The 25,257-nt window shown below is 61.2% G+C and carries 17 protein-coding genes and 1 tRNA gene; 7 read left to right on the top strand and 11 right to left on the bottom strand.

From position 1 onward, the window contains the following. Positions 1 to 123 precede the first annotated feature (123 nt). From AC0L2H_RS24020 to AC0L2H_RS24010, 3 genes are all read right to left on the bottom strand, one after another. On the bottom strand, positions 124 to 2,967 hold the full coding sequence (locus tag AC0L2H_RS24020; protein WP_473592535.1) for an ATP-binding protein: 2,844 nt from the start codon (positions 2,965 to 2,967) through the stop codon (positions 124 to 126). Between the two features lie 492 nt (positions 2,968 to 3,459). Further along, positions 3,460 to 3,536, bottom strand: a tRNA-His gene (locus AC0L2H_RS24015). Between the two features lie 428 nt (positions 3,537 to 3,964). Then, positions 3,965 to 4,423 (bottom strand): phasin, encoded by a 459-nt coding sequence (locus AC0L2H_RS24010; protein WP_473592534.1) that lies wholly within the window; start codon positions 4,421 to 4,423, stop codon positions 3,965 to 3,967. A gap of 262 nt (positions 4,424 to 4,685) precedes the next feature. On the opposite strand from AC0L2H_RS24010, the gene AC0L2H_RS24005 reads away from it, so the two are divergent. After that, entirely contained in the window at positions 4,686 to 8,423 is a 3,738-nt protein-coding gene (locus AC0L2H_RS24005; protein ID WP_473592532.1) for a PAS domain S-box protein, read from the top strand. 229 nt (positions 8,424 to 8,652) lie between these two features. On the opposite strand, the gene AC0L2H_RS24000 is transcribed toward AC0L2H_RS24005, so the two are convergent. Continuing rightward, the gene (locus tag AC0L2H_RS24000; protein ID WP_473592531.1) at positions 8,653 to 10,629 is read right to left on the bottom strand and encodes an acetoacetate--CoA ligase; all 1,977 of its coding nucleotides are present in this window, start codon (positions 10,627 to 10,629) and stop codon (positions 8,653 to 8,655) included. 202 nt (positions 10,630 to 10,831) lie between these two features. Between AC0L2H_RS24000 and AC0L2H_RS23995 the strand changes: the two genes are divergently transcribed. After that, positions 10,832 to 12,682 (top strand): AsmA family protein, encoded by a 1,851-nt coding sequence (locus AC0L2H_RS23995; RefSeq protein ID WP_473592529.1) that lies wholly within the window; start codon positions 10,832 to 10,834, stop codon positions 12,680 to 12,682. 25 nt (positions 12,683 to 12,707) lie between these two features. Here the strand turns inward: AC0L2H_RS23995 and AC0L2H_RS23990 are convergent, their stop codons facing one another. The 6 genes from AC0L2H_RS23990 to AC0L2H_RS23965 form a co-directional block, all read right to left on the bottom strand. After that, on the bottom strand, positions 12,708 to 13,526 hold the full coding sequence (locus AC0L2H_RS23990) for an ABC transporter permease (RefSeq protein ID WP_107648307.1): 819 nt from the start codon (positions 13,524 to 13,526) through the stop codon (positions 12,708 to 12,710). Next, positions 13,523 to 14,494, bottom strand: coding sequence for an ABC transporter permease subunit (locus AC0L2H_RS23985; RefSeq protein ID WP_473592526.1), 972 nt, complete (start codon positions 14,492 to 14,494; stop codon positions 13,523 to 13,525). The genes AC0L2H_RS23990 and AC0L2H_RS23985 overlap by 4 nt, the downstream gene beginning before the upstream one ends. A 9-nt stretch (positions 14,495 to 14,503) precedes the next feature. Next, the gene (locus AC0L2H_RS23980; RefSeq protein ID WP_473592525.1) at positions 14,504 to 15,643 is read right to left on the bottom strand and encodes an ABC transporter ATP-binding protein; all 1,140 of its coding nucleotides are present in this window, start codon (positions 15,641 to 15,643) and stop codon (positions 14,504 to 14,506) included. Between the two features lie 69 nt (positions 15,644 to 15,712). Further along, a complete protein-coding gene (locus AC0L2H_RS23975; protein WP_473592524.1) occupies positions 15,713 to 16,813 on the bottom strand; it encodes a polyamine ABC transporter substrate-binding protein in 1,101 nt (366 codons plus the stop codon). A gap of 350 nt (positions 16,814 to 17,163) precedes the next feature. Beyond that, positions 17,164 to 18,117: a DMT family transporter gene (locus AC0L2H_RS23970; protein WP_473592523.1), complete on the bottom strand. Its 954-nt coding sequence runs from the start codon at positions 18,115 to 18,117 to the stop codon at positions 17,164 to 17,166. 228 nt (positions 18,118 to 18,345) lie between these two features. Then, on the bottom strand, positions 18,346 to 19,794 hold the full coding sequence (locus AC0L2H_RS23965) for a helix-turn-helix domain-containing protein (RefSeq protein WP_473592522.1): 1,449 nt from the start codon (positions 19,792 to 19,794) through the stop codon (positions 18,346 to 18,348). 244 nt (positions 19,795 to 20,038) lie between these two features. On the opposite strand from AC0L2H_RS23965, the gene aceA reads away from it, so the two are divergent. The 4 genes from aceA (at position 20,039) to AC0L2H_RS23945 (ending at position 22,863) form a co-directional block, all read left to right on the top strand. Further along, positions 20,039 to 21,328 (top strand): isocitrate lyase, encoded by a 1,290-nt coding sequence (gene aceA / locus AC0L2H_RS23960; RefSeq protein WP_473592521.1) that lies wholly within the window; start codon positions 20,039 to 20,041, stop codon positions 21,326 to 21,328. A 52-nt stretch (positions 21,329 to 21,380) separates the two neighbouring features. Further along, entirely contained in the window at positions 21,381 to 21,623 is a 243-nt protein-coding gene (locus AC0L2H_RS23955; RefSeq protein WP_473592519.1) for an SMc00767 family acetate metabolism repressor, read from the top strand. 300 nt (positions 21,624 to 21,923) lie between these two features. Then, positions 21,924 to 22,313: an ANTAR domain-containing protein gene (locus AC0L2H_RS23950; RefSeq protein WP_473592518.1), complete on the top strand. Its 390-nt coding sequence runs from the start codon at positions 21,924 to 21,926 to the stop codon at positions 22,311 to 22,313. A 55-nt stretch (positions 22,314 to 22,368) separates the two neighbouring features. After that, positions 22,369 to 22,863: a DUF305 domain-containing protein gene (locus tag AC0L2H_RS23945; protein WP_473592517.1), complete on the top strand. Its 495-nt coding sequence runs from the start codon at positions 22,369 to 22,371 to the stop codon at positions 22,861 to 22,863. A gap of 49 nt (positions 22,864 to 22,912) precedes the next feature. Here the strand turns inward: AC0L2H_RS23945 and AC0L2H_RS23940 are convergent, their stop codons facing one another. Beyond that, positions 22,913 to 23,629, bottom strand: a complete 717-nt coding sequence (locus AC0L2H_RS23940; protein WP_473592516.1) for an HAD family hydrolase — start codon at positions 23,627 to 23,629, stop codon at positions 22,913 to 22,915. Positions 23,630 to 23,773: 144 nt separating this feature from the next. Here AC0L2H_RS23940 and AC0L2H_RS23935 point away from each other — a divergent pair, with 144 nt between their 5' ends. Beyond that, the gene (locus AC0L2H_RS23935; protein ID WP_473592514.1) at positions 23,774 to 25,210 is read left to right on the top strand and encodes a glutamine synthetase family protein; all 1,437 of its coding nucleotides are present in this window, start codon (positions 23,774 to 23,776) and stop codon (positions 25,208 to 25,210) included. Positions 25,211 to 25,257: the final 47 nt, after the last annotated feature.

The following is a 25,257-nucleotide window of genomic DNA, read 5'->3' as shown; positions in this document are numbered from 1 at the left end:
ACATTTTCCTATGTTTCGTGGCGCAACCAGTGGAGCAGATTCGCTTACACAATCGCCGGCGTTGCCGCGTTTCACAATCCACAGCTTGCAGCCCTCGGCTAAGGTTCCCACCCCTTTGGGCTGTTAGAGCTGGTCCAGAAGTTGACATGCTGCGATAAGATCTCGCGTTCCAAATCCTTCAGTAAATCGCTGATAAACACTTCCTAGCAGCGATCTGGCCTCCTGATTTCTACCCAAATCCCTCCACATTTGGGCAAGGGGAATTGCTGCCTTTAGTTCCCAACTGAAGGCGGATTGCTCTCGCGCGCAAGAAATTGACCTCAGAAGAAAATGCTCGGCAGAAGCAAGGTCCGGCTGCGGCATCATCAACTCGATCTCGCCCTGAGTTCGTAGCAACTCTGGCCGCCAGCATTGTTCGTTAACCAAATCGGCGCGCGACAACGCTACTTCAAGCACTTGCCGCGCTTCTTCGCCTCGTGCTGAAGCTGCCAACGCTTTTGCCAACACACAGGACGTCGAAGAAGCTATTATGCTATAGTGGCTGGAAAGCATGCTTGAGTAGCCTTGCTGGAGCATCTCCAACCCCGTCGAATCGTCCCCATTTACAAGCAGGAACTCGCCCTTCTGTGCACGGGCGATGGCCTGAAAGGCAGGGAGAGAATACTTGGATGCATGTAATAGCGCGCTCTCAATCGGCTCGGCCGCCATCTTATATGCGCCGCACCAAAAGAAGACGGGGATCGTCCAGACTAAGGCAAAGCAGTAGGAAGCATGATGGCTGTAGGCGCGCAGGTGTTCTATTGTCTCATGGGCGGATTCGAGAGCTTGATCGGGAAAACCGCGCAGCCACAGGGATCGCGTCAAGGCCAGCCGCGCACGCGCTTCGCTAGCCAGGTCCAATTTCAAAGACGAGGCGGGAAACGCCTGCAACAGGAAGCCATTCTTGCAATGACGCAGCGCAACCGCCTGATTGCCAGTCGCGTGATATGAGGCGCCAAGCAACCACTCTGAAAGAATTTTTTCGGCGGGGTCGCCCGTTCGCTGAGCGATAGCGGCGCTTTCCTTCGCTGTAGCAATCGCGCCTTCGAAATCACCATTGCGAACGAGATAGACATTGAAATCGGCGAGCAGATCGAATTGACGACGTTCGTCGTGTAAAGTCTCTGACAGATGCAATGCGCGTTTGAATGCGTCCCTGACCTCGTTGACGCTTCCAGGAGTGTAGAGCGCCGATCGCGCCAGTGCGTAATATAATTGTAGCTCTAGTGATGTCCCACGATCTCTTTCAGAGAGCCCAGATATAGCTTGACGACACCATCTCTGGCATTCTCCAAATTGGGAAATTTCCAGAAATATTGACGCGGCATTGGCGGCAAGCTCGCGTCCGATGGCGGGATCGCCCTGATCGGAAAAACTCCACTCAAGCGCCTTGCGGATATTGCCTAGATGAGGAGTGTATTTGGCCGGCTCCCTGCCATCAAAACCTTGTCCTGCAAAGCACGATTTGAGGAAACTGTCGAAGTAGAGGGCGTGGCGCCCGGCTATTGCCCTTTCCTCGTCGCCAACCTTGAGCTTGGAAGAGGCGTATGCGCGCGTCGTATCCAGAAGTCGGTAGTAAACAAGGCCGCTAATCGATGAGATCGAAATCAGAGATTTGTCAGCTAAGCTTGCAATGGCGGTCGCGAGTTTCTTTCTGTCATTGTCCACAACACCCGCAACCGCATAGGCTGCCTCGAGGGGGAATTGACCGATAAAAATTGAGAGTGTGCAGAGCGTCTTTTGCTCGCTTCCCGACAACAGGTTGAAACTCCAGTCAAGCATCGCCTGCAACGTTTGGTGCCTCGATGTGGCGCCGCGCCGACCTTGCAATTGTAATGGATCCGCCTCATTGAGGAGGCTGGCCACTCCTCTAATGCCATACGTTCCCACTCGGCTTGCAGCGATCTCGATCGCCAACGCAATCCCATCAAGCCGTCGGCAGATGTCAGCTACAATGGGGGCATCGCTGTCCTGAAGGCCGTCGAAATGCCCCCCGGCAGCAGCCTTTTCCATAAAAAGTTGCACTGCCGGCGAAGCGAGAGCCGAAGCCGCAGACGGCGCGGCGTCAGGCGGCCAAGCAAGCGGCGGGAGCAAATGGACGTTCTCTAACTCAAGGCGAAGTGCTTCTCTGCTCGTTGCCAAAACATGGATGGACGGCGCCCCAGCGACTATGTGTTTTGTCAGCGGCGCGACTGTCTCCATAACATGCTCGCAGCTGTCCAGCATGAGCAGGGCACGCTTGTCCGCGAGAAACGCAGGTATAGTGTGATCTGGTATAAGACCTTGCACAGAACATCCAATAGCGGCGGCAACAGCACTCGCAGCGTCGGCTTTGTCGTTCAGGGAACCAAGATCGACAAAGAAAACCATTTCGTTTCCAAAGTCAGACAGAAGCGCGTGGGCAACCGCTATCGTGACCGTGGTCTTTCCAATGCCGCCCGGCCCCACAACTGTTACCAAGCGGTTTGATTGTACCTGCGCGATCAACTCTGCCAACGTTTCGGCGCGGCCAGCAATTGACCGCAACGGTGCAGGCAAGTTCTTTGATTGCGGCAGCCCGGCTTCACTGTAGATAGAGCTAGTGCCGCTATGGGGTGAGCGCAAAGGAGCAACGAACGCGTATCCTCGACCAGGTACGGTAACAAGAAAACGATTTCCGTCTCGAGCGTCGCCCAGGACCTTACGAAGAGCGGCGATGTGGACGCGGAGATTGGCCTCTTCGACCGTCACATCCGGCCACACGATATCAATCAATTTACGCCCGCTCACGATCTCCGTGGGCCGATCGGTTAAAGCGATCAGAATGTCGAGCGCTCGGCCACCAATTGCGATTGGCTCGCCATCTCTCGTAAGCAATCGTTTGATTGGTGTCAGCACGAAGCGGTCAAAGGCAATTGTCGAGGTGCCAGATTCGCTGTCGTTTGCCATGATCAAAGCCCTTGGCCTGGCCGGAGCTCGTCTCGTACATACCCTAATTCGCTATATGAGAGACGTTAAGTCAAGGCGTTGTGGGGGCGCCAGTCGATGCCAAACTGCCGTGTTCACTATTGATCGGCGCCTTGCCCGCCCAGGCTTTCGCACTCTCGATCGTTTTGAAATCACTCAACGACCGCGTAACCGTGCTGGGATCCGTCCTCGCTACCATTTCGCTGACAGAAGATCCCGGGCCAAGTTCCAGAAAGCGGGTGGTCCCTGGCGGTACCCGCCTTCATGCGATCAGTGGTGTCGAGGGCGCGGCGCACGAATACGCCACGCTCGTCGAGGTCCCTGACCTCTCTGGGCACCCGCCGGTAGTAATGGAAATGGTCGCCCCTCAGTTGCAGGAAGCGGTTAGGATCATGTGCTCCGCGTCGTCTTCCCACGGCCTCTAAAGAATCGGGAAATTCTATAAAAAATACAAAGACTTAGCGGAGGAGCCGATGGTACCGTTGGCTGGGATCGAACCAGCGACCTCCGGATCCACAATCCGGCGCTCTAACCAGCTGAGCTACAACGGCACATTTGCCTGAGCGGATCGAGGTTCATTCTCCAGGATACGCTCTGTCGTTCGGCGATGCGTCCATACGGGCTATCGGAATTTAATTCAAGGCTCTTGGCAGCGCAGGGCCCTGAAAATCAGAATCGGTTTTCGCCGGGATCATGCGCAAACCCAAAGTTTCTACAGCGCCCTTTGCGCCTCCAAAGGACGCGCGGCGCTGTCGCAAAGATTGCTGGCCGCCTTCGCTAGGCAAAGAAAAAGGCCGGCGGGAGGAGGTGCCGGCCTTTTCCTGTTACGAGCCAGCGGGAGGAGGTGCTGGCTGGTCACCCCGGAGAGCAGAGGGAGGAGGTTCCACCCGCCGGGTATTCACTTTCACCAATTTTATCGCATATCTATTTGTCTGACGAAATGCGACGTTTTGATGCATCTTCGAGTTGTGCGCAAATATTAGGCGGCCTTGATGTTCGTTACGGCCTTCTCGAAGGCGGCCTTGATCGGCTTCGAGACGTCCTCGGCCGCCTTGGAGGCGACGGTCTGGAAGTCCTTGGCCTGCTCGACGGTCGTTTCGACGTGCTTGCGCAGAAATGCGGTCTGCAGCTCGACGACTTCCGAAAGCGACTTCGCGCCGATCAGAGCCTCGATATGCGAAAAGCCGGCTTCGGCATTGGCACGCAAAGCAGCGATGGTCTTGAGCGACAGGTCGCTGGAAACGGTCTTGGCGGTCTCGAAGGTCGACTCAAGAGCCTTCTGGGTCTCCTCGGCGCCGGTCTTCAGCTTGGCATAGGCCTCTTTCGACTGCTCAACGCCCTTTTCGGCGAAAGCGCGGATCTGGTCGGTGGCCTTGGATGCGTCGAAGCTCGGGAATTCAACGTTTTCAATCGTCTCGGCAGTTTTGGTCTTGGACATTTTCCATCCTTTGTCGTAGCGGCGGCCTTGAAGGAAAGCCGTCTCGTTCATGTATGATGGCAATATAAAGGCAAATTTTGTGCATTGCAATATCTTTGTTGCAGCGCAACATAAAATCCTACCGGCGTTAACCAAGCGCCCAGAGATTCCGACTGCTGCACGCAATGGCTTGTAGACCTTCGCGCCGTCGGCTTTTATTAACAAAGCGTTAACTGCAAACTGCCCGCTCCGTGAGGGTTCGCCCAGAGGGTCCGCCAAGCGCATGCCGTCCGAAAACTACTCCTTCCTCGACGTCGCTGTGCTCGACGCGGTCCGCCAGCGCTTTGCCGCCGGCGACGCGATCGCCGTCCTGTCGGCCGACCTCGAACAGGTGATCTGGGCCAACGGACCGGGAGCGGCCGTGTTCGGCTACCCGGACATCGAGGCCATCATCGGCAGCTCGGCAGGGCTGCCGATGATCGCCAGACGCCAGATCATGGCGACAAGCGGCTTTCCGGAGATCGGCCGCGACCGCGCCATTACGGTCCGGGTGGCCACCGGCCTGACCAGCCGCGCGATTGGCTTCCTGGCCACCGCCATCACCATGCCGGACGGCGAGAATGCGATCATGCTGGCAGTGCCGGCAGCGCAAGCCGGCTCACGCAACGCCGCCGAGATTGCCGACCGGGCGATCAGCGGCTTCACCGAGGATGGTCACTTCATCGCCTTTGTCGACGCCAAGGGCGGCATCGAGGCTGCTTCGGATGGTTTTTCGGCGCTTGGCATCCTGCCCGAGACGCTGGCAGCGCTCGTGGCCGATGTGACGAACGAGAGCGAGCGCATCGTCAAGCGCCTCGTTCCAGGCGGCACCATCTCCTATCCGGCCGGCCTCGCCCGGCTGACGGACGAGCGGCACCTGCTGGTGGTGATCGACGAGGACAAGCTCGACAGCGAAGCTCCTGGTGCCGAGGACCCGGCGGAGACGGAAGCCGGCGCCGATGCGTCGACGGAGGCCGTACCGCCAATTCTCGAAGAAATCCACGCCGCGGCTGAGCATGACATTGCCGATGTGACCGAACAAAGCCCGCAGGCTGCCGATAGCGATCGCCTGGCGGCCGGCGGAACGCCGGCGCAGCATGACCATTGGTATTTCAGCGCCAGTGAGGATGAGACGCGAGAGCCAGCAGGGCCGGAAGCGCCTTTGCTTGGCGAAGCACCCGCCGGGGCGGATGGTCCGGCACAACGCAGCGCGCAAGACACCCCCGAACCCGCCTCCCCCGCCGGGCGCCCCATGCGGGGTATCGACCGCACCGCGGCGCCGCTGCGCTTCGTCTGGCGCACCGACGCCGAGGGCAAGTTCAGCGCCCTTTCACCCGAATTCGCCGAGATCGTCGGCAAGCCCGCCGCCGATGTGATCGGCAGGCGCTTCAGGGACGTCGCGGCCGCCTTTGGCCTCGATGCATCCGGCGAGATTGCCGGCTTGCTCGACCGGCGCGACACCTGGTCCGGCCGTTCGGTGCTGTGGCCGATTGCCGGCACCGATCTCAAGATACCCGTCGATCTGGCGGCGCTGCCCGTCTATGACCGCAGCCGCGCCTTCGAAGGCTTCCGCGGTTTCGGCGTCGCCCGCACCAGTGATGCGGCGGTCGACCCGGAGGCGATCGGGATGGCGCTTGTCCCCAATGATCAGGCGCCGACAGTCGTCGGGGACCAGGCGTCGGCAGCGGGCGAGTCCAAGATCGCCGGGCCTGAGATCCCGGAGACTGCGCCGGTAGCACCAAAGGAACCCGATCCGTTCAAGGGCGAGGTCCCGGCGCTGACCATCGTGCCAAAGCCGGAGCGTCGCTTTGCCGACAAGGTGATCCGGCTGGCGGAGCACAGGCAGCCGGCCAACGACAAGGGCCTGTCGACCCTTGAACGCAGCGCGTTCCGCGAGATCGGCGAACGGCTCAGGAAGGAGAATATTCCGGTCGAGCCGGCCGATGTCGAAAAGCCGTCGGAGCCGGTGGTGGAACCGGCCGAAACCGATAGCGAAGACGAGAAGGATGTCGCAAGGCTCGACGGCGAGCAGCCGGACGAGGCCGTGCAGGAACAGCCGGAGGCTATCCAGGAGCAGCCGGCCGGCCAATCAACCGTGTCCAAGATCACGGGTTCGCTGCTTAATTACGCCGACCGGGACCATGTCGCCGACAATAGCGACGACGCACCTGTCTCCGAGCCGGACAAATCGGAAGCGCGGGAGATCGCCCAACCAACCGAAGCGGACAGTGGATCGATCGCCGGCGTAGTACCGCCGAGCGCCGGGGCCACCGAAGACGACGACAGCATGACGGCCGATGATTTCCGCGATGCGGAGGACAGCGAGGATTGGGCGCGCGCCGATAGCAACGAAACCCGTTCTTCGACCGAAGACATTGGCGATGCCGGTGACGTGGAGCCAGCGGCCGTCGGCAGGCCGCGTCTCCAGGCGCCGCCGCTCAAGCTCGACGGGTTCGTGCCGTCGGCTTTTTCAGCCGCAGACGACAAGGCACCGGATGTTTCGATCCTCAGCAAGCTGCCGGTGCCGCTGCTCATCCATTCCGGCGACGACCTTCACTACGCGAATGAGGAATTTCTCGGCCTGACCGGCTATGACGCGCTCGACGACCTGGAGGAGGCAGGCGGCCTCGGCGCGCTGTTTGCCGATCCTTACGACGACAGCGGGTCCGAGAGCACCGATCACGCGCTGCGGTTGAAGACGCGCGACGGCCTGGAGTTTCCGATCGAGGCCATTTTGCGCGCGGTTCCGTGGCGTACCGGCAAGGCGCTGATGCTGGTCGTGCGCCGTTCCGGCGACGACGACGCACCACCAGCGGCCCTGCACGCTGCCGCCGAAGAGCAGGCGCAGCCGGACATCACCGAGCTCAAGGCGCGGATCGCCGAGATGCGCACCATCATCGACACGGCGACCGACGGCGTCGTGCTGATCGGCCGTGACGGAACGATCCGCTCCATCAGCCGCCCGGCCGAAGCGCTGTTCGGCTTCGACAGCGACGAGGTGACCGGCAAGCCCTTCGTCTCGCTGTTCGCGATCGAAAGCCAGCGCGCTGCGCGTGACTATCTCGACGGGCTCTCCGAACCAGGCGTGGCAAGCGTGCTCAATGACGGCCGCGAGGTGATCGGGCGCGAGGCACAAGGGCGCTTCATTCCGCTGTTCATGACCATCGGCAGCCTGCCCAACGACAGCGGCTTCTGCGCGGTGGTGCGCGACATCACGCAATGGAAGCGGGCCGAAGAGGATCTGACCCAGGCGCGCGCGGTGGCCGAGCGCGCCTCCTCGCAGAAAACCGATTTCCTCGCCCGTATCAGTCACGAGATCCGCACGCCGCTTAACGCCATCATCGGCTTTTCCGAGCTGATGGTTGACGAGAAATTCGGGCCGGTCGCCAATGACCGCTACCGTGACTATCTGCGCGACATCAACCGGTCGGGCAACCACGTGCTCGACCTGGTCAACGATCTGCTCGATATTTCGAAGATCGAGGCTGGCCAGCAGGAAATGGCCTACGAGGCGGTGTCGCTCAATGATACGCTCGCCGAAACGGTGGCGATGATGCAGCCGCAGGCCAACCGCGAACGTGTCATCATCCGCTCCAGCTTCGCATCGCGGCTGCCGGAAGTGGTGGCCGACCTGCGCAGCGTGCGCCAGATCGCGCTGAACATCCTGTCGAACGCCATCCGCTATACGCAAGCTGGCGGCCAGGTGATTGTTTCGACCGCCTATGAGGTTTCGGGCGATGTCGTCATGCGCGTACGCGATACCGGTATCGGCATGAGCCAGTCCGAAATCGAACAGGCGCTGAAGCCGTTCAAGCAGATCAACGCGCTGAAACGTGGACGCGGTGACGGCACCGGTCTTGGGCTGCCGCTGACCAAGGCCATGGTCGAGGCGAACCGGGCCCGCTTCACCATCAACTCGACGCCCGGCGAAGGCACGCTGGTCGAAGTCGCTTTCCCATCGACGCGCGTGCTGGCTGAATAAAGAAAAGGCGTCCAACAGGACGCCTTGAATAATGAGATTGCTGTCACAACGGGGCTTGAGCGAATTCAGATCCTCTGGGGATTTCGAGGAACGGGATTTCTCCCTCAAGTTACGCACGACTATCGATGCCGGCCCTTAACAAATCCTTACCGGCGCGCCGGAAAATTTACCAATGTGTACCACTCATGAAATCTAGGTAAATTCGAGCGACATAATTCGTTAACCATGTTCAGTCGGCCAGCGCCGGCAGGTTGCGGAACAATTCGAGCGCCTCGGGATTGGCCAGCGCCTCCTTGTTCTTGATGGCGCGCCCATGCACCATGTCGCGCACCGCGAGCTCGGTGATCTTGCCCGACTTGGTGCGTGGAATGTCGCTGACGGCGACGATTTTGGCCGGCACGTGACGGGGGCTCGCCCCGGTGCGGATTTTCGTACGAATGCGTTTTTCCAACTCGGCGTCGAGCTCGACGCCGGCGGCCAGCCGCACGAACAGCACGACGCGCACGTCATTGTCGAAATCCTGGCCGATGCACAGAGCTTCCAGGATTTCCGGCATCTGCTCCACCTGGTTGTAGATCTCCGCCGTGCCGATCCTCACACCGCCCGGATTGAGCGTGGCGTCGGAGCGGCCATGAATGATCAACCCGTCATGAGCGGTCCATTCGGCGAAGTCGCCATGGCACCAGACGTTGTCGAAGCGCTCGAAATAGGCCGCGTGGTATTTCTTGCCTTCGGGATCGTTCCAGAAGCCGATCGGCATGGCCGGAAACGCCTTCGTGCAGACGAGTTCACCCTTCTCCTGGCGGAGCGGGTGACCTTCGTCGTCCCAGACGTCGACGGCGAGGCCGAGACCGGGTCCCTGGATCTCTCCGACCCATACCGGTTCCGTCGGCACGCCGAGCACGAAGCAGGAGACGATGTCGGTGCCGCCGGAGATCGAAGCGAGGTGCACGTCCTTCTTGATACCGTCATAGACGAAGCGGAAATCCTCCGGCGACAGCGGCGAGCCGGTCGAGGAGATGGTCCGCACGGTGGAAAGATCGTGCGTGTTGACCGGCTTGAGGCCGGCCTTGCGCACGGAATCGATGAATTTGGCCGAGGTGCCGAAATAGGTCATCTTCTCGACGTCGGCGAAATCGAACAGTGCGTTGCCATCGGGATAGAAGGGCGAGCCGTCATAGAGCAGAAGGGTCGCGCCCGACGCCAGGCCTGATACCAGCCAGTTCCACATCATCCAGCCGCAAGTGGTGAAATAGAAGAAGCGGTCACCATCGAGCAGGCCGGCATGGAGGCGCTCTTCCTTGACGTGCTGGATCAGCGTTCCGCCAGCCGAATGAACGATGCATTTGGGAATGCCGGTCGTGCCCGAGGAAAACAGGATGTAGAGCGGGTGCGCGAACGGCAACCGTTCGAAGGTGACGGACTTGGCGGCAAAGGGAGAAAGCGCCTCTTCGAGCGCCGCTGCCTTGTCGATGGTCACTGCAACGTCGGCAGAGGTGCCGAGATAGTCGACGATGAGAATCTTGCGGACGCCGGGAAGCTTTGCCGCCACGGCCGCGATCTTATCGGCGACCTCGATGGCCTTGCCATTGTACCAGTAGCCATCCGGCGCGATGAAGACGACGGGCTCGATCTGGCCGAACCGGTCCAGCACGCCCTGCTCGCCGAAATCGGGAGAGCAGGACGACCAGACGGCGCCTATGGAGGCGGTCGCCAGCATGGCGGCGACGGTCTCCGGCATGTTGGGCATCATGGCGGCAATGCGGTCGCCCTCTTTCACCCCGAACGACAGGAAAAGCTGCTGCAGGCGCGAGGTCAGCGCATGGAGTTCGTTCCAGGACAGTCGCCGCTCGACCTTGTCCTCGCCGCGAAAGACGATGGCTGTGCCAGAGCCGGTTTTCTTCAGGAGGTTCTCGGCGAAGTTCAGCTTCGCGTTGGGGAAGAAGGCGGCGCCGGGCATCTTCTCGCCATCGACAAGGACGCGTTCACCGGCGTTCTCGCCAGTCCCCTTGTCGCCCAATATCCCGCAAAAATCCCAAACCAGGTCCCAGAACGCCGCGCGCTCGTCGACCGACCAGCGATGGAGGTCGGCGTAGGAAGAAAATGTTTCGCCGGTTTTCGCCTCGGCTGCCTTCATGAAGGCGGTCATCGGGGCGGAGTCGATCTGGTCCTGCGTCGGTGTCCAGAGTGGTGTTTCGGCAGCCATGATCGTTCCTCCACGGTCACCGTCGCTTATGCATATCGCAGCGCAGCAGAGCAAGATTTTGTTAAGCCCGCCGCGATGGATGTGCGCAAACGCCATCGCCGGGCCATAAAGACTTGAAATGCGTCAGCCCTAAGTCGTAGTGACGACTGGGGTTACTACACCCATCGGGCGATTTTGTCGGAATGGAAGCAACCGGGGCAATATGGCATCACCTTTGATCCGGCGCGGAATATGGGCGATCGGCGTTGCCGTCCTCGTCGTCGCGCTGGTCGTCGCCGCCCTGCCGCTCGTCGCCTCGACCCGCATCGTGCGCGACCGCATCGCCTGGGAGATGAGTGCGTGGAGCGGTTTCAGGGTCACCATCGACGGCGCGCCGCAGATCGAAGTCTGGCCGAATTTTCGCGCCATCCTGACCGATGTGACGCTTTCCCAGTGGACGGAGACCGATGCGCCGCCGGTGATCGAAGCCGAACGGGTCGAGGTCGATCTCTCCGCCATGGCGGCGCTGCGTGGCGACGTGGTGTTTTCGACGGCGCGGCTGGTGCGGCCGACGATCCGGGTTCAACGTGCCGCAAATGGGCTTTTCCTACCCGCCATACCTTCGGGCGGGCGCATCACGCGCTCCATCGATGCGGCTCGCGCCGTGGTCAGCGCCGATCGCGCCAAGCCGGATCTGAGCAAGCTGCCGACAGATCCTTTCGGTACGGTGGAATTCAGGGATGGCCGCGTGGTGACCTCGATCGGCGGCAAGGATACCGAGATCCTGAGCAGCTTGAGTGGCCAAGCGAACTGGGCCGCGATGAACAGCAATGCGACGCTGTCGGCGACCGGTATCTGGCGCGGCGAAAGCGTCTCCATCGATGCCGCATCGCCGAACCCGCTGGTGCTGTTTGCGGGAGGTGCGGCGCCGATCACGCTTTCATTCAAGGCGGCCCCCGCCAGTTTTTCCTTCGATGGCGTGGCCAGCATGTTCGAGAATGCCTATTTCGACGGCCAGGCGAAATTTGCCGCACCCTCGCTGAGGCGGGTGCTCGAATGGTCGCAGGCCGGCATCGCGCCGGGTGCGGCGATCGGCTCTATTTCCGTTTCGAGCAAGGTCACGGCGACCGCCGGCCGCGTCAAACTGGAAAACACCGCGCTCGCCCTGGACAACAATCCGGGAATGGGCGCGCTGGATCTTTCCTTCGGCGAGGCGCGCCCGGTGATCGCCGGGACGCTCGCCTTCGACACGCTCGATTTGTGGTCGTTTCTTTCCGCCTTCACGCCCTTGGCGCCCAGTGGTGGAACCGGTCCCGCCGAGATCGACACCAGCTTCGCCGACCGGATCAATCTCGATCTCAGGCTGTCGGCGGCTCATGCCACCGCAGGCGCCATCCAGCTTGCCGATGTCGCCGCCACCGCCCAGGTCAAGAACGGTCTTGCCGTCTTCGACATTTCCGATGCATCGGCATTTGGCGGCAACATCCAGAGCAGTCTTCGTTTCGACCGCAAGCCGGAGGGGACGCAGGTCGAGATCAGACTGCTTGCCTCCGGTATCGACGGTGGCGCGTTCGCCACCGCGGCCGGGATGACCCGACTGGTACCGATCGGTACTGGAACCGTCTCCGTCATCCTCAAGGGGCCAGGCAGAACCTGGGATTCCATTCTCGAAAATGCCGACGGCTCGGTCTCGGCAACATTCGGCCAGGGCGCGCTGAGCAAGCTCAATCTGCCGGCATTTCTCAAACACACAGAACAGGGCGGATTCTTCGCGCTCGACGATGTCTCCGACGGAACGCTGCCGATCGATGGAGCCGAACTCAAGGCGAGCATTTCGAACGGGGTGGCGAAGATCGACAAGGCCGAGGCCAATTCGGCGAAATACAAGCTCTGGCTTTCCGGCATCGCAACCTATGCCGGACGCGGGCTGGCGCTATCCGGCGGCATCATCCAGCCGGACCAGGCGGCGACGCAGACAAACGGCCAGGGCCCTAGCCAGTCATCGTTCTTCGTCGGCGGCACCTGGAGCACGCCGTTCATCTCACCGATAAGCCGCGGCGTTTCAGGAGAATAGGCCGCCTGAAGGTGGCGGCCCATTTTCAGCCGCGTTGCGCGGCCTGCTCGTCCAGTTGCCGCTGCACCTCGCGGCGCTTGTTGACGACCGACGCGGCGATGACGCCAACCGCGACGATTGCGATCAAAATGGTGCAGGCGGCGTTGATCTCGGGCGTCACGCCGAGGCGGACCTGGCTGTAGATCTTCATCGGCAGCGTGGTGGCGCCGGGCCCGGAGGTGAAGCTGGCGATGACCAGATCGTCGAGCGACAATGTGAACGCCAGCATCCAGCCAGACACGATCGCCGGCATGATGACGGGCAGCGTGATCTGGAAGAAGGTTTTTACCGGCGGCGCGCCCAGATCCATCGCGGCCTCTTCCAGCGAGCGGTCGAAGGTGACCAGGCGCGACTGCACGACAACGGCGACGAAGCACATGGTCAATGTGATGTGGGCAAGGGTAACGGTCATCAGCCCGCGGTCCATGCCGATGGCGACGAACAGCAGCAGCAGCGACAGGCCGGTGATGACTTCCGGCATGACCAGCGGCGCAAAGACCATGCCCGAAAACAGCATCCGCCCCCTGAAGCGCGTGTAGCGCGTCAAGGTGAGCGCCGCCAGAGTGCCGAGCACGGTCGCCACCGTGGCCGAAATGACGCCGACACGCACCGTCACCCAGGCAGCGTCCATCAGGCCCTGATTGTGAAACAGCGAGACGTACCATTTGGTCGAGAAGCCGCCCCAGACGGTGACCAGTTTCGACTCGTTGAAAGAGAAGACGACGAGAAGGACGATCGGCAGGTAAAGAAAGGCAAAACCCAGCACGATCGAGGTGATGTTGAAACGGCTCCAGGTGGCGTTCATTTGTCTTGCTCCTGGGCGCGCGCCTGGGCTCGCTGGAAGAGCATGATCGGCACGATCAGCAGCAACAGCAGGATGACGGCGACGGCCGACGACACCGGCCAGTCGCGATTGGCGAAGAACTCGTTCCATAGCGTCTTGCCGATCATCAGCGTCTGCGACCCGCCGAGCAGGTCGGGGATGACGAACTCGCCGACGGCGGGAATGAACACTAGAAGGCAACCGGCGATGACGCCGGGCAGCGACAGCGGAAAAGTGATCTTCCAGAAAGCGCTGGCCGGCGGGCAGCCGAGATCCTTGGCTGCCTCGATCAGCGAATGATCCATTTTCTCAAGGGCGGAATAGAGCGGCAGCACCATGAACGGCAGATACGAATAGACGATGCCGATGAAGATCGCCGTATAGGTGTTGAGGATAATCAGTGGCTGGCTGATGATGCCGGTGGACAGCAGCAACTGGTTGAGCAGCCCCTCGGGTTTCAGTATACCGATCCAGGCATAGACCCGGATGAGGAACGAGGTCCAGAACGGCAGGATCACCAGCATCAGCAGCGTCGGCCGGATCGACGCCGGCGCACGCGCCATGCCATAGGCGATGGGATAGCCGACCAGCAAGGTCAGCACCGTCGAGATGGCGGCAATAATGACGCTCGATACATAGGCGTTGAAGTAGAGCGCGTCCTGCGTCAACCAGGCGTAGTTGTCGAAATTGAGCTCGCCAAATCCGGCGAAGAACCCGGAGATGCCATCCCTGAAATCCAGCACGGGCGTGTAGGGCGGCATGGCGATCGCCGTCTGCGACAGCGAAATCTTGAAGACGATGATGAAAGGGACGAGGAAAAAGAACAGCAGCCACAGATAGGGGATGATGATAACCAGGCGGCCAACGAAGGCCTCCACCAGCCTCGCCGGAACGGTTTTGCCGTCATTGGTTGCCGAGGAGGCTGATACGGCGGTTACAGCGTTCGACATGCCCACCCCCTACCGTGTCAGAACGACGCCGGCATCCGGCCGGAAGGAAACCCAGGCCCGGTCGTTCCAGGTTAGTGGATCCTCGGTGACGCGGGCCGCGTTCATCGCGCTCGCCCGCACGACATGGCCGTCGTCCAGCTTGATGTGGTAGACAGTCATGTCGCCGAGATAGGCGATATCGTACACCTCCCCCTCGATGGCGTTGACGGCATCGGCCGGCTTCTTCGACGACACCTTGATTTTCTCCGGCCTGATGGCGAAGGCGACGGTGGCGCCAGCGGCGGCATCGCCGGCGTTCTCGGTGCGGATGGTGATGCCGTTGCCGGCATCGATGCTTGCGGCACCCGCCGCGCCACGCGCGACCTTGCCTTCGAACATGTTGACGTTGCCGACAAAGCCGGCGACGAAACGGGAGCCTGGCGCCTCGTAGACTTCCGCCGGCGTCGCCACTTGCATCACCTCGCCCTTGTCCATGATGGCGATACGATCGGCCATGGTCATTGCCTCTTCCTGGTCGTGGGTGACGACGACGAAGGTCAAGCCAAGTTCCTGCTGCAGGTCCATCAATTCGAACTGGGTTTCCTCGCGCAGCTTCTTGTCGAGCGCGCCAAGCGGCTCGTCGAGCAGCAAGACCTTCGGCCGCTTGGCGACCGAGCGGGCAAGCGCGACGCGCTGGCGCTGGCCACCGGACAATTGGTGCGGCTTGCGCTTGGCGAACTGCTCGAGCTTGACCAGCTTCAGCATCTCGCCAACGCGCTTTTCGATATCGGGCCTGGCCATGCCGTCCTGCTTGAGGCCGAAGGCGATGTTGTTCTCGACAGTCATGTGCGGAAACAGGGCGTAGGACTGGAACATCATGTTGACCGGCCGCCGGTAGGGTGGGATGCCGCGCAAATCCTGGCCATCGAGCAGGATGCGACCGGCGGTCGGCTCCTCGAAACCGGCGAGCATCCTGAGCAGCGTCGACTTTCCGCAACCGGACGCGCCGAGCAGGGCGAAGAACTCGCGCTCGAAAATGGTCAGCGACAGATTATTGACGGCGGTGAAGTCACCGAACCTCTTGGTGACATTTTCGAATTGAATGTAGGGCTTGGCGTTCGGGTCGTTCCAGGGCGCAAAATCCCTGCGGATGCTGCCAAGCGATTTCATGTCCTACTCCGTCCCTTGCCCCTGAAGAACTCGACCCCGGCAGCCAGCCGCCGGGGTCGCGTCAGATTATTATTGTCCCGTAATAACCTTGGTCCACGACCTGGTGACGAGACGTTGCGTCTTGGGATCGTATGGACCCACGGTGAACAGCTTGGCCAGCATCGCATCGTCTGGGTAAACGCCCGGGTCATCAAGGATTTCCTTGCTGACGAGCGGCTGCGAGGCCTTGTTGCCATTGGCGTAGAAAACATAGTTGGTGGATTTGGCGATCACTTCGGGTTTCATCATGTAGTTGATGAATTCGTGGGCCTCGGCGACATGCGGCGCATCGGCCGGGATCGCCATCTGATCGAACCACATCTCCGCGCCTTCCTTGGGGATGGAGTAGGCGATTTCGACCCCCTTGTTGGCTTCCGCCGCACGGTCGCGAGCCTGGAAGAGGTCGCCGGAAAACCCGACCGCCACACAGATGTCGCCATTGGCGAGCGCATTGATGTATTCCGACGAGTGGAATTTGCGGATTGACGGGCGAATGCTCAGCAAGAGATCCGTGGCCTTGGCAAGGTCATCGGGAGAGGTCGAGTCGGGCTTGAGGCCGAGATAATTCAGCACGGTCGGAATTATGTCCGTCGGCGAATCCAGGAAGTAAACGCCGCAACCTGCGAGCTTGGCGATATTCTCCGGCTTCAAAACCGCATCCCAGCTGTCGATCGTGTCGACGCCAAGGGCTTCCTTCACTTTCTTGGTGTTGTAGCCAATGCCGGTCGTGCCCCACATATAGTTGACCGAGTATTCGTTGCCGGGGTCGAACTTCGCAACCCGGTCCGCCACCTCACCCCACATATTGGTAAGGTTGGGCAGCTTCGACTTGTCCAGCTTCTGGTAAACCCCGGCCTGTATCTGACGGGCCAGGAACGGGCTTGCCGTCGGCACCACGACATCATAGCCGCTGCCACCGGCAAGCAGCTTGGTTTCGAGAATTTCGTTGGAATCATAGGTGTCGTAGACGACCTTGATGCCGGTTTCCTTGGTGAAGTCGTCAATGATCGAACTGTCGATATAGTCCGACCAGTTGAAGACGTTGACGACGCGGTCCTGGGCATGAGCGCCGGACGCGAACAGAGCCAACAATGCCGAAGTCGCCGAAAGCCAGATCGCTTTGCGGATCATGCCATTCTCCTTTGGTGATTGTACCGTCGCCGGCCCGGCAGCGTCCTCGCGGCCGGCATCTGCTTCAGATTATTGAGCTTTCCAGAAAGCAACAAGCGTGAATCGCCGGCGCCATGCCGGAGCGATGCAGGCAGAGCCTGGTGTTTCCATTGTGGTCGGGATGGCGCTCCGTCGCCGTCAGAAGCTTTCGCCGCTGCGCGGGCAGAAATACAATGATGCGCTCCGGTCTGGATCAGGCCGGCGGAGAGACTTGGCAAGATACGCCTGTCTTGTTGTTGCCGTATTTGCAGCCTGCCCGCGCGGCTGCCGCATTGTCAATGGCCCATCTCGGTTTGGCGCGTGCGCTGCCATCAATTAGGCGACGGCATGCCGGTGACACCTGGCCGCACGGGCCGCGCCTGACGCTTGAATTCGCGCCCGATATGGACGAGCAGCGCCGTGACCACGACAGCGCCGCCGACAATGGTGCGTGCCGATGGCACCTCGGAGTGGATGAGCCAGACCCAGATCGGTCCGAGGATCGGCTCGAATGTGCCGAGCAGGGCGGCGATTGCCGCCGGAACGAGCCGGGCGCCGGTGGCGAAGAAGGCAAGGCCAAGACCCAGGTTGACCACCCCGAAGGCAAAGAGGAAGCCCATGTCGCGGCTGGAAACGGCGAATTCCGATGCCTGTGACGCCGCGAATGCGGCGGCGAGCATCGTGCCGAGCCAGGTCGCCGGCGTCATGCGCACATGGGCAAAGCGGCGAGTGATGACGGTGGCGATCGAGAACATGACGGCGATGAGCAGGGCCAATCCGTCGCCGATGGGCGAGACGGCGCCGTCGAGGGATTCCGACACCATGATGGCGACGCCGGCAATGACCGCGCCAATCGCCGCCCAGGTCGCCATGGCCACTCTTTCACGAAACAACGCCCAGGCCAACAACGCCGCCAGCAGTGGCACGCCGGCCTGCATCAAGAGGATGTTGGCGACGGTGGTATAGGCTAGCGCCACGACGAAGCAAGTCGAGGCGGTGGCGAAGCAGAAGGCCACGGCAAGGCCGGGCAGGCCCATGTCGCGAAACAATTTCAGCGTACCGCGCCAGCCGTCGCGCCAGATCATGAAGCATACCAGGAAGGCGGCGGCCCAGACCGAGCGCCAGAACACCACGGTCCAACTGTCGCCGGCGTCGATGAAGCGGGCGATGGTACCGCCGAAACTCCACATCAGCGCCGACAGGAACACCAGGAGGAAGCCGATGCGCTCGCCGTGCGGCGAGACAACGTGCGAAACGCCCATCGGCGATGATGCGGTATCGGTCATGGGCGCGACTGTCGGCGATTTAGGTTCGTGTTTTGTGCATGTCGTCATCGCAAAACCGCGGCGCACTTTTGCGCGACATGCACTATGTTTCATGCACTAGTCTAGAGCGGCACGATGCACAACGGACGACAAGAACGTGCCTCATTCGCGTAACGCAAAGGCAGCGGCCGGGCGTGATCCACCGGACGGCGACAATTGTGGCAAAGACGGCAAGGCGCCTGCGACGTCTCACTGAAAATCGAAGGCGCTCAGTCCGGTCACCATCTCATCGAGGCCGAGCGGGCGCGTGACCGGCGGCTCGGCGCGGGCGAGGCAGCCGATGCGTTCGCAGAGCCGGCAGGCGGGGCCTATCGGTGTCGCCGCATTGGTTCCCTGTCCAGGTTTTGCGGCGGCAGCCACGCCCGGCAGTGCCGCGCCGTAGACGATCTCGTCGCGAAAGCCGATGTCGCAGCCCAGCAGAAGTGCCGTGCGGCGCGGGCGTTCCGCAAACGCGCCCTGCGGCCCTTCGAGCGTGCGGGCGACGCACAGGAATTCGGCGCCATCGGGCATTTCCACCGCCTCGACGAAGATCTGGCCGGGCTGGGTAAAGGCGACATGGACAGGCAGTTTCGGACAGCCGCCGCCGAAGCGGCTCTGCGGAAAGCCCTGGCTGCCCGCCTTGCGGAAGCGGTTGCCGGCATTGTCGACCTCCAGCATGAAGAACGGTATGCCCGACGCGCCAGGCCGCTGCAGCATGGTCAGGCGGTTCGCGGCCTGCTCGAAGGAGACGCCGAAGCGCGAGCGCAACACGTCGATGTCATAACGCGCGCGGTGGGCGGCCGCCTGAAAGGCCTGATAAGGCATCATCAGCGCGTGGGCGGCGTAGCGGCCAAGTTCGAAGCGCGCCAGCCGGCGGGCCTCGTCCGTGGTCAGCTTCAGCGCCTGGATCTCACCCGCCACCGCGACCGTCATGCGGATCAGGCAGGCCTCCATCGCCACTTCGCGCAATTGGTCGAACGGCGACAGGCGCTCGGACAGAAACAGGCGCTGCGAATGGCGGTCGTAGCGGCGGCGCCAGTTCGGCATGGTAGCGACCGGCAGCACCTTGACGACGATGCCGTATTCGCGCTTCAGCCAGGCTTTCAGCACACCGAACAGATCGTCGCCGGGATCGAGCACCGCCGTGAAGGCTTCGGCCTCCGCCTCGAGCCCGGCGAAATGGTTCGGCCGGCGCTCAAAAATCTCGTGCACTTCGTCGATCGGCAAGCGGGCGCCGGAAAGCGCGGTAGCCCTGCCTTCCCGCGCCAGCAGTTCGTTGAGATCGGAAAGCCGCTCCGCCTGCTCGCGATAGGCGCGGAACAGTTTCACCATCGCTGCGGACGCATTGGGCGCCGCCTCGGCAAGCTCGATCAGTTCCTGGTCACCCGGCAATTCGCCGGCCAGCAACGGATCCGCGAAGACTTCCCGCAAGGCGGCGACCGCCCCTTTCGCCTCGCCCTGCAATTCGTGCGGGTCGACCTTGTAGGCGGAGGCCAGCTTCAGGATCAACTGGACCGTGAGCGGCCGCTGGTTGCGCTCGATGAGATTGAGATAGGACGGCGAGATGCCGAGCCCTTCGGCCATCGCCGTCTGGGTCAGGCCCTTGGCGTTGCGGATGCGGCGAATGCGCGGTCCAGCGAATATCTTTTGCTCAGCCATGATTTCTTTACACGAATTTACAACAGGATCGTTTTCGATTTGCGGTTGCGCCTTTACAATATTTACAAATTTACAGCCACACGCTGTCAAACGCAACACAGGTTTTCCCTTATTTTCCTGCCACCCTTGTGGATTTTCTGGCCAATTTTCCGTGGCAGTGTAAATGATGTCACATCCAACGACGCGAAGTTTTCCATGACCTTGGCGTTTTCAAAACCCGACATAGATGCATTCGGAGTGACCAATGACTGATTTTTACAATCTCGTCCCCTCGGCGCCGGAAGGCCGGTTTGACGGTGTCGAACGGCCCTATTCACCCGAGGATGTGAAGCGGTTGCGCGGTTCCGTCCAGATCAGGCAGAGTCTCGCCGAAATGGGCGCCAACCGGCTGTGGAAGCTCATCCACGAGGAGGATTTCGTCAACGCGCTCGGCGCCATGTCGGGCAACCAGGCAATGCAGCAGGTGCGGGCCGGCCTGAAGGCAATCTATCTGTCGGGCTGGCAGGTCGCCGCCGACGCCAACACTGCGTCCGCCATGTATCCGGACCAGTCGCTCTACCCCGCCAACGCGGCGCCTGAACTGGTCAAGCGAATCAACCGCACGCTGCAGCGCGCCGACCAGATCGAGACCTCCGAGGGCAAGGGGCTTTCGGTCGACACCTGGTTCGCGCCGATCGTGGCCGATGCGGAGGCCGGCTTCGGCGGGCCGCTCAATGCCTTCGAAATTATGAAGGCCTTCATCGAGGCGGGAGCCGCCGGCGTCCATTATGAGGACCAACTGGCGTCTGAAAAGAAATGCGGCCATCTCGGCGGCAAGGTGCTGATCCCGACCGCCGCCCATATCCGCAACCTCAACGCCGCGCGGCTTGCCGCGGACGTGATGGGCACGCCGACGCTGGTTGTCGCCCGCACAGACGCCGAAGCCGCAAAGCTGCTCACCTCGGACATCGACGAGCGCGATCAGCCCTTCGTCGACTATGACGCGGGCCGCACGGTGGAAGGTTTCTATCAGGTCAGGAACGGCATCGAGCCCTGCATTGCGCGGGCTATCGCCTACGCGCCCCATGCGGACCTGATCTGGTGCGAGACCTCGAAGCCCGACCTGGCGCAGGCCAAGAAATTCGCCGAGGGCGTGCGCAAGCACCATCCGGGCAAGCTGCTCGCCTATAATTGCTCGCCGTCGTTCAACTGGAAGAAGAACCTCGACGACGCCACGATCGCCAAATTCCAGAGGGAGCTCGGCGCCATGGGATACAAGTTCCAATTCATCACGCTGGCCGGCTTCCACCAGCTCAATTTCGGTATGTTCGAGCTCGCCCGCGGCTACAAGGCGCGGCAGATGGCTGCCTATTCCGAACTGCAGGAAGCCGAGTTCGCGGCCGAAGCCCATGGCTACACGGCGACCAAGCATCAGCGCGAGGTCGGCACCGGTTATTTCGACGCCGTGTCGATGGCGATCACCGGCGGCCGGTCCTCGACCACGGCCATGCATGAATCGACCGAGCACGCCCAGTTCAAGCCGGCAGCGGAATAGCAGAACGGAAACAAGTAGAGGAAACGCCCAGAAGGGGCCAAGGAGAAAACCAATGGCATCGATCAGCCGCGTCAAGGAACGAGCCGAAGAACAGGCCACCACCATGAATGTCGATCAGCAGGCGACCATCCGCATGCTGGCGAATGACCTGCACAGACTCAACCAATCCGTCATGAAGGCCGTCGAGGCGGGCGTGTCGGTGGAGCTCGTGCGTTCGGCAAGACACCATGGCGGCGACGGCAACTGGGGCGACCTGCTGATCCCGGTGATCGTCACGCAGCGGAGCCAGAGCTGACTGAACCGATGAATTCGTAACTCACCTGCGCAGTTTTTCTGCGCAGGTGAATTTCGTTTTCACAGCTCTTAATGCAGGCTCAAGGTTGAAGATTTAACTTATATTTTATCGCTTGAAAGCGACCTCTTCGATACCCGCCGTTTCAACTTGACATGGGGCGCGATCTCACGCCAATTGTCGCTCTGTTTCAACTCTGCATTGAAACAGAGACAAGTGGTTGTCCTGCCCATGCGCCCCGTGAATCGCGAGACCAAGACTGCAAGCCACCTGACTTTGGTGAGCCGGAACGGGGAGTCCGAGATGCTCATGGACTTCACCCGCGTGCTCGTCGTCGGAAAATCGCCGGTCAATCGGGTGGTGGTTTCGAAAATCGTTGAACGATCCGGGCTGAAACCGATCTCGGAATCGCCCGAAACCGCGGCAGCGGCGTTGCGATCGCTCATTCCCGGCGCTGTCGTCCTCGATGGCGGAGCCGACAACAAGGACTGCGACGCGCTGCTGTCCGGTATCGGCGCGCTGCGGCGGACGTCGGGCAAGTCGCTGCCTTCGGTGATCCTGCTCTCAACCAAGAATGGCACACCCGAGAGCTTGGGCTTGTCCAGCGTCGTCGACGTGGTGGTGGTCAAGCCGATCACGCCCGAACGGCTGCAGCCGGTGATCGACCAGCTGGTCGCGCTCGGACGCGGCTAGTGTAGGACCCGGGGAACTTTTCGAGATTTGTGGCGTCTTGTTTCCGGAGGCCCGCATGTCCTACGTCCGCTTTGCCGCAATGATTATCGCATCCACCATCGTGATGTTTGGCTTGATGTACCTGAATACGTGGTCGGTTGATCACCTATTCTACAGCCAGACCCGTACTTGGATGGCGTTTCTGATGGGATCGGCGATGGCGATGATCATGCTCAGTTTTATGTGGGATATGTACGGGAACAAGAAAGCGAACGCCGCTATATTGCTAGGTAGCATCGCCGTATTCGCAGCGTCCTTATGGCTCGTTCGAAGCCAAGAGACCGTCTCTGATATCGCCTACATGAAGGCAATGATTCCACATCACTCCATTGCCGTGATGACGAGCGATAGGGCGCATATACGCGATCCGCGCGTGAGGAAACTCGCCGATGGTATCCTGGACGCTCAGGTCCGAGAGATAGGCGAGATGAAAAGTCTGATTGCAGACCTCCAAAAATCACCAACGCCTGCGGGCGCCGCCGATCTGCCCCCCAAGCAAGTGGGACAATGAGGATGCCCCCTTTACACGGGGATGGGACTACGCAAACGCCGGGACGCGGTCAGCCGGCTTGCCCGATGCTTTCGATCAGGCCGGGAAGTTCCGACAGATCGGCTATCTGGCGGAAGCGAGATGCGGCAACGGGCGGCTCGACATGTTCCAGCACCCAGGTCAGTTCATGCGGGACGTGGATGCCCCAACCGCCGGCCTCGATGGCCGGCACCACGTCCGACTTCAGCGAGTTGCCGACCATCATGCTTTTTTCCGGGCCATCGCCGTGGCGGCTGAAGATCCTGGCATAAGTGGCGGCGCTCTTGTCGCTGACGATCTCGACCGCATCGAACAGATCTCCGAGGCCCGATTGCGCCAGCTTCCGCTCCTGGTCGAAGAGGTCGCCCTTGGTGATCAGCACCAGGCGATACGCACCTGCCAACTTTTCCACGGTTTCGCGCGCATGAGGCAGCGCCTCGATCGGATGGCCAAGCATGTCGCGGCCCGCGGCAAGAATTTCAGCGATGACCGAGGCAGGCGCGCGACCTTCGGTGATCTCGATCGCCGTCTCGATCATCGACAGGGTAAACCCCTTGATGCCGAAGCCGTAGATTGCGAGGTTGCGCCTCTCCGCCTCCAGCAGTCTTGCAGAGACATGCCCCGCTTCGGCGTGGTCGGCGAGCAGCGCGGCAAAACGCTTCTCGGTCATGCGGAAGAACTGCTCGTTCTGCCAGAGCGTGTCGTCGGCGTCGAAGCCAATCGTGGTCAATTCATGGTTGCTGTGCATGCGTCGTCCACCGAATTCGAGAGACGTCGAACCTAATAAGCTCCCCGCAGCGATTTTCAACCGCGCAGACGATACCGGCCGGCTCCCCTTCCCTTCCATCACCGGCCCCGGCTATACTCCAAAATCCGCAACTCAATCTGGTGCATGATGCCGCCTGCAAAAAAGGAAGTCCGTCCGTCGAGCCGCGGAGGACGTGCCCGCACGCCTGCGTTCGTGAAAAACCAACGTGGCGTGAAAAACTGGAAGGAAGCCAGCGCCTGGCTGGAATGGCGCGGCATCGAGGACATCGAATGCATTACGCCCGACCAGGCGGGTGTTGCGCGCGGCAAGATGATGCCGTCGAAGAAATTCACCTCGAACACCTCGCTGGCGCTGCCTTCGGCGGTATTCATGACGACGATTTCCGGCGGCTATCCCGAGGACGGTAACGGCTTCCACTATCCAGAGGACGATGGCGACCTCAAGCTGATGCCGGATCTTTCGACCTTGACCGTGGTGCCGTGGGAAGAGGATCCGACGGCGGCGGTCATTTGCGACCTCGTCCATCAGGACGGCCGTTCGGTCGAGTTCACGCCGCGCAACGTGCTGAGGCGCGTGCTTGCGGCCTACGACAAGCGCGGACTGAAGCCGGTGGTGGCGCCCGAGATCGAATTCTACCTGGTGCGCAAGAACCCCGACCCGGACTACCCGCTGACCCCGCCCGTCGGACGCTCGGGACGGCCGATCGGCGGCGGCGCCGGCTATTCGATCGCTGGCGTCAACGAGTTCGACGAACTGATCGACGACATCTATCATTTCTCCGAAGGCCAGGGCCTGGAGATCGACACGCTGATCCATGAGGAAGGGGCGGGCCAACTCGAGATCAATCTGCGCCACGGCGATCCGATCGAACTCGCGGACCAGGTGTTCATGTTCAAGCGCACCATTCGCGAGGCGGCGCTGAAGCACGAGATCTATGCCACCTTCATGGCCAAGCCCATCCAGGGCCAGCCCGGTTCGGCCATGCATATCCATCAGTCGATCATCGACAAGAAGACCGGCAGGAACGTCTTTTCGGCCGAGGACGGCTCGGAAACCGACGATTTCTTCCATTTCCTCGGCGGCATGCAGAAACATGTGCCGAACGCGCTGGTGATGTTTGCGCCCTACGTCAATTCCTACCGCCGGCTGACGCAATCGGCTTCGGCGCCGGTCAACAACAAATGGGGCTACGACAACCGCACCGTCGCGTTCCGCGTTCCGCGTTCCGACCCAGCAGCCAGGCGCGTCGAGAACCGCATCCCCTCTTCCGATGCCAATCCCTATCTGGCGCTGGCCGCATCGCTCGCCTGCGGGCTGATCGGCATGACCAACAAGATCAAGGCCGAGCCGCCGGTGCTGACGACCGCCAATGCGGCCGAGATCGACCTGCCGCGCAGCCTGCTCGAAGCCGTCGACCTGTTCGAAGCCGACGAGGAACTCGGCACGCTGCTGGGCAAGTCCTTCGCCGCGACCTATGCGGCGATCAAGCGGGCGGAATTCGAGACCTTCATGGAAGTGATCAGCCCGTGGGAGCGGGAGTATCTGCTGCTGAATGTGTAGAGCGGCGACTTCGTCGCGTGAATGGTGAATGGTGAATGGTTTTTGCA

It is taken from the genome of Mesorhizobium sp. WSM4871 (assembly GCF_055811295.1).
The sequence above is the reverse complement of the archived record's forward strand: the minus strand, read 5'-3'. Positions and strand labels throughout refer to the sequence as shown.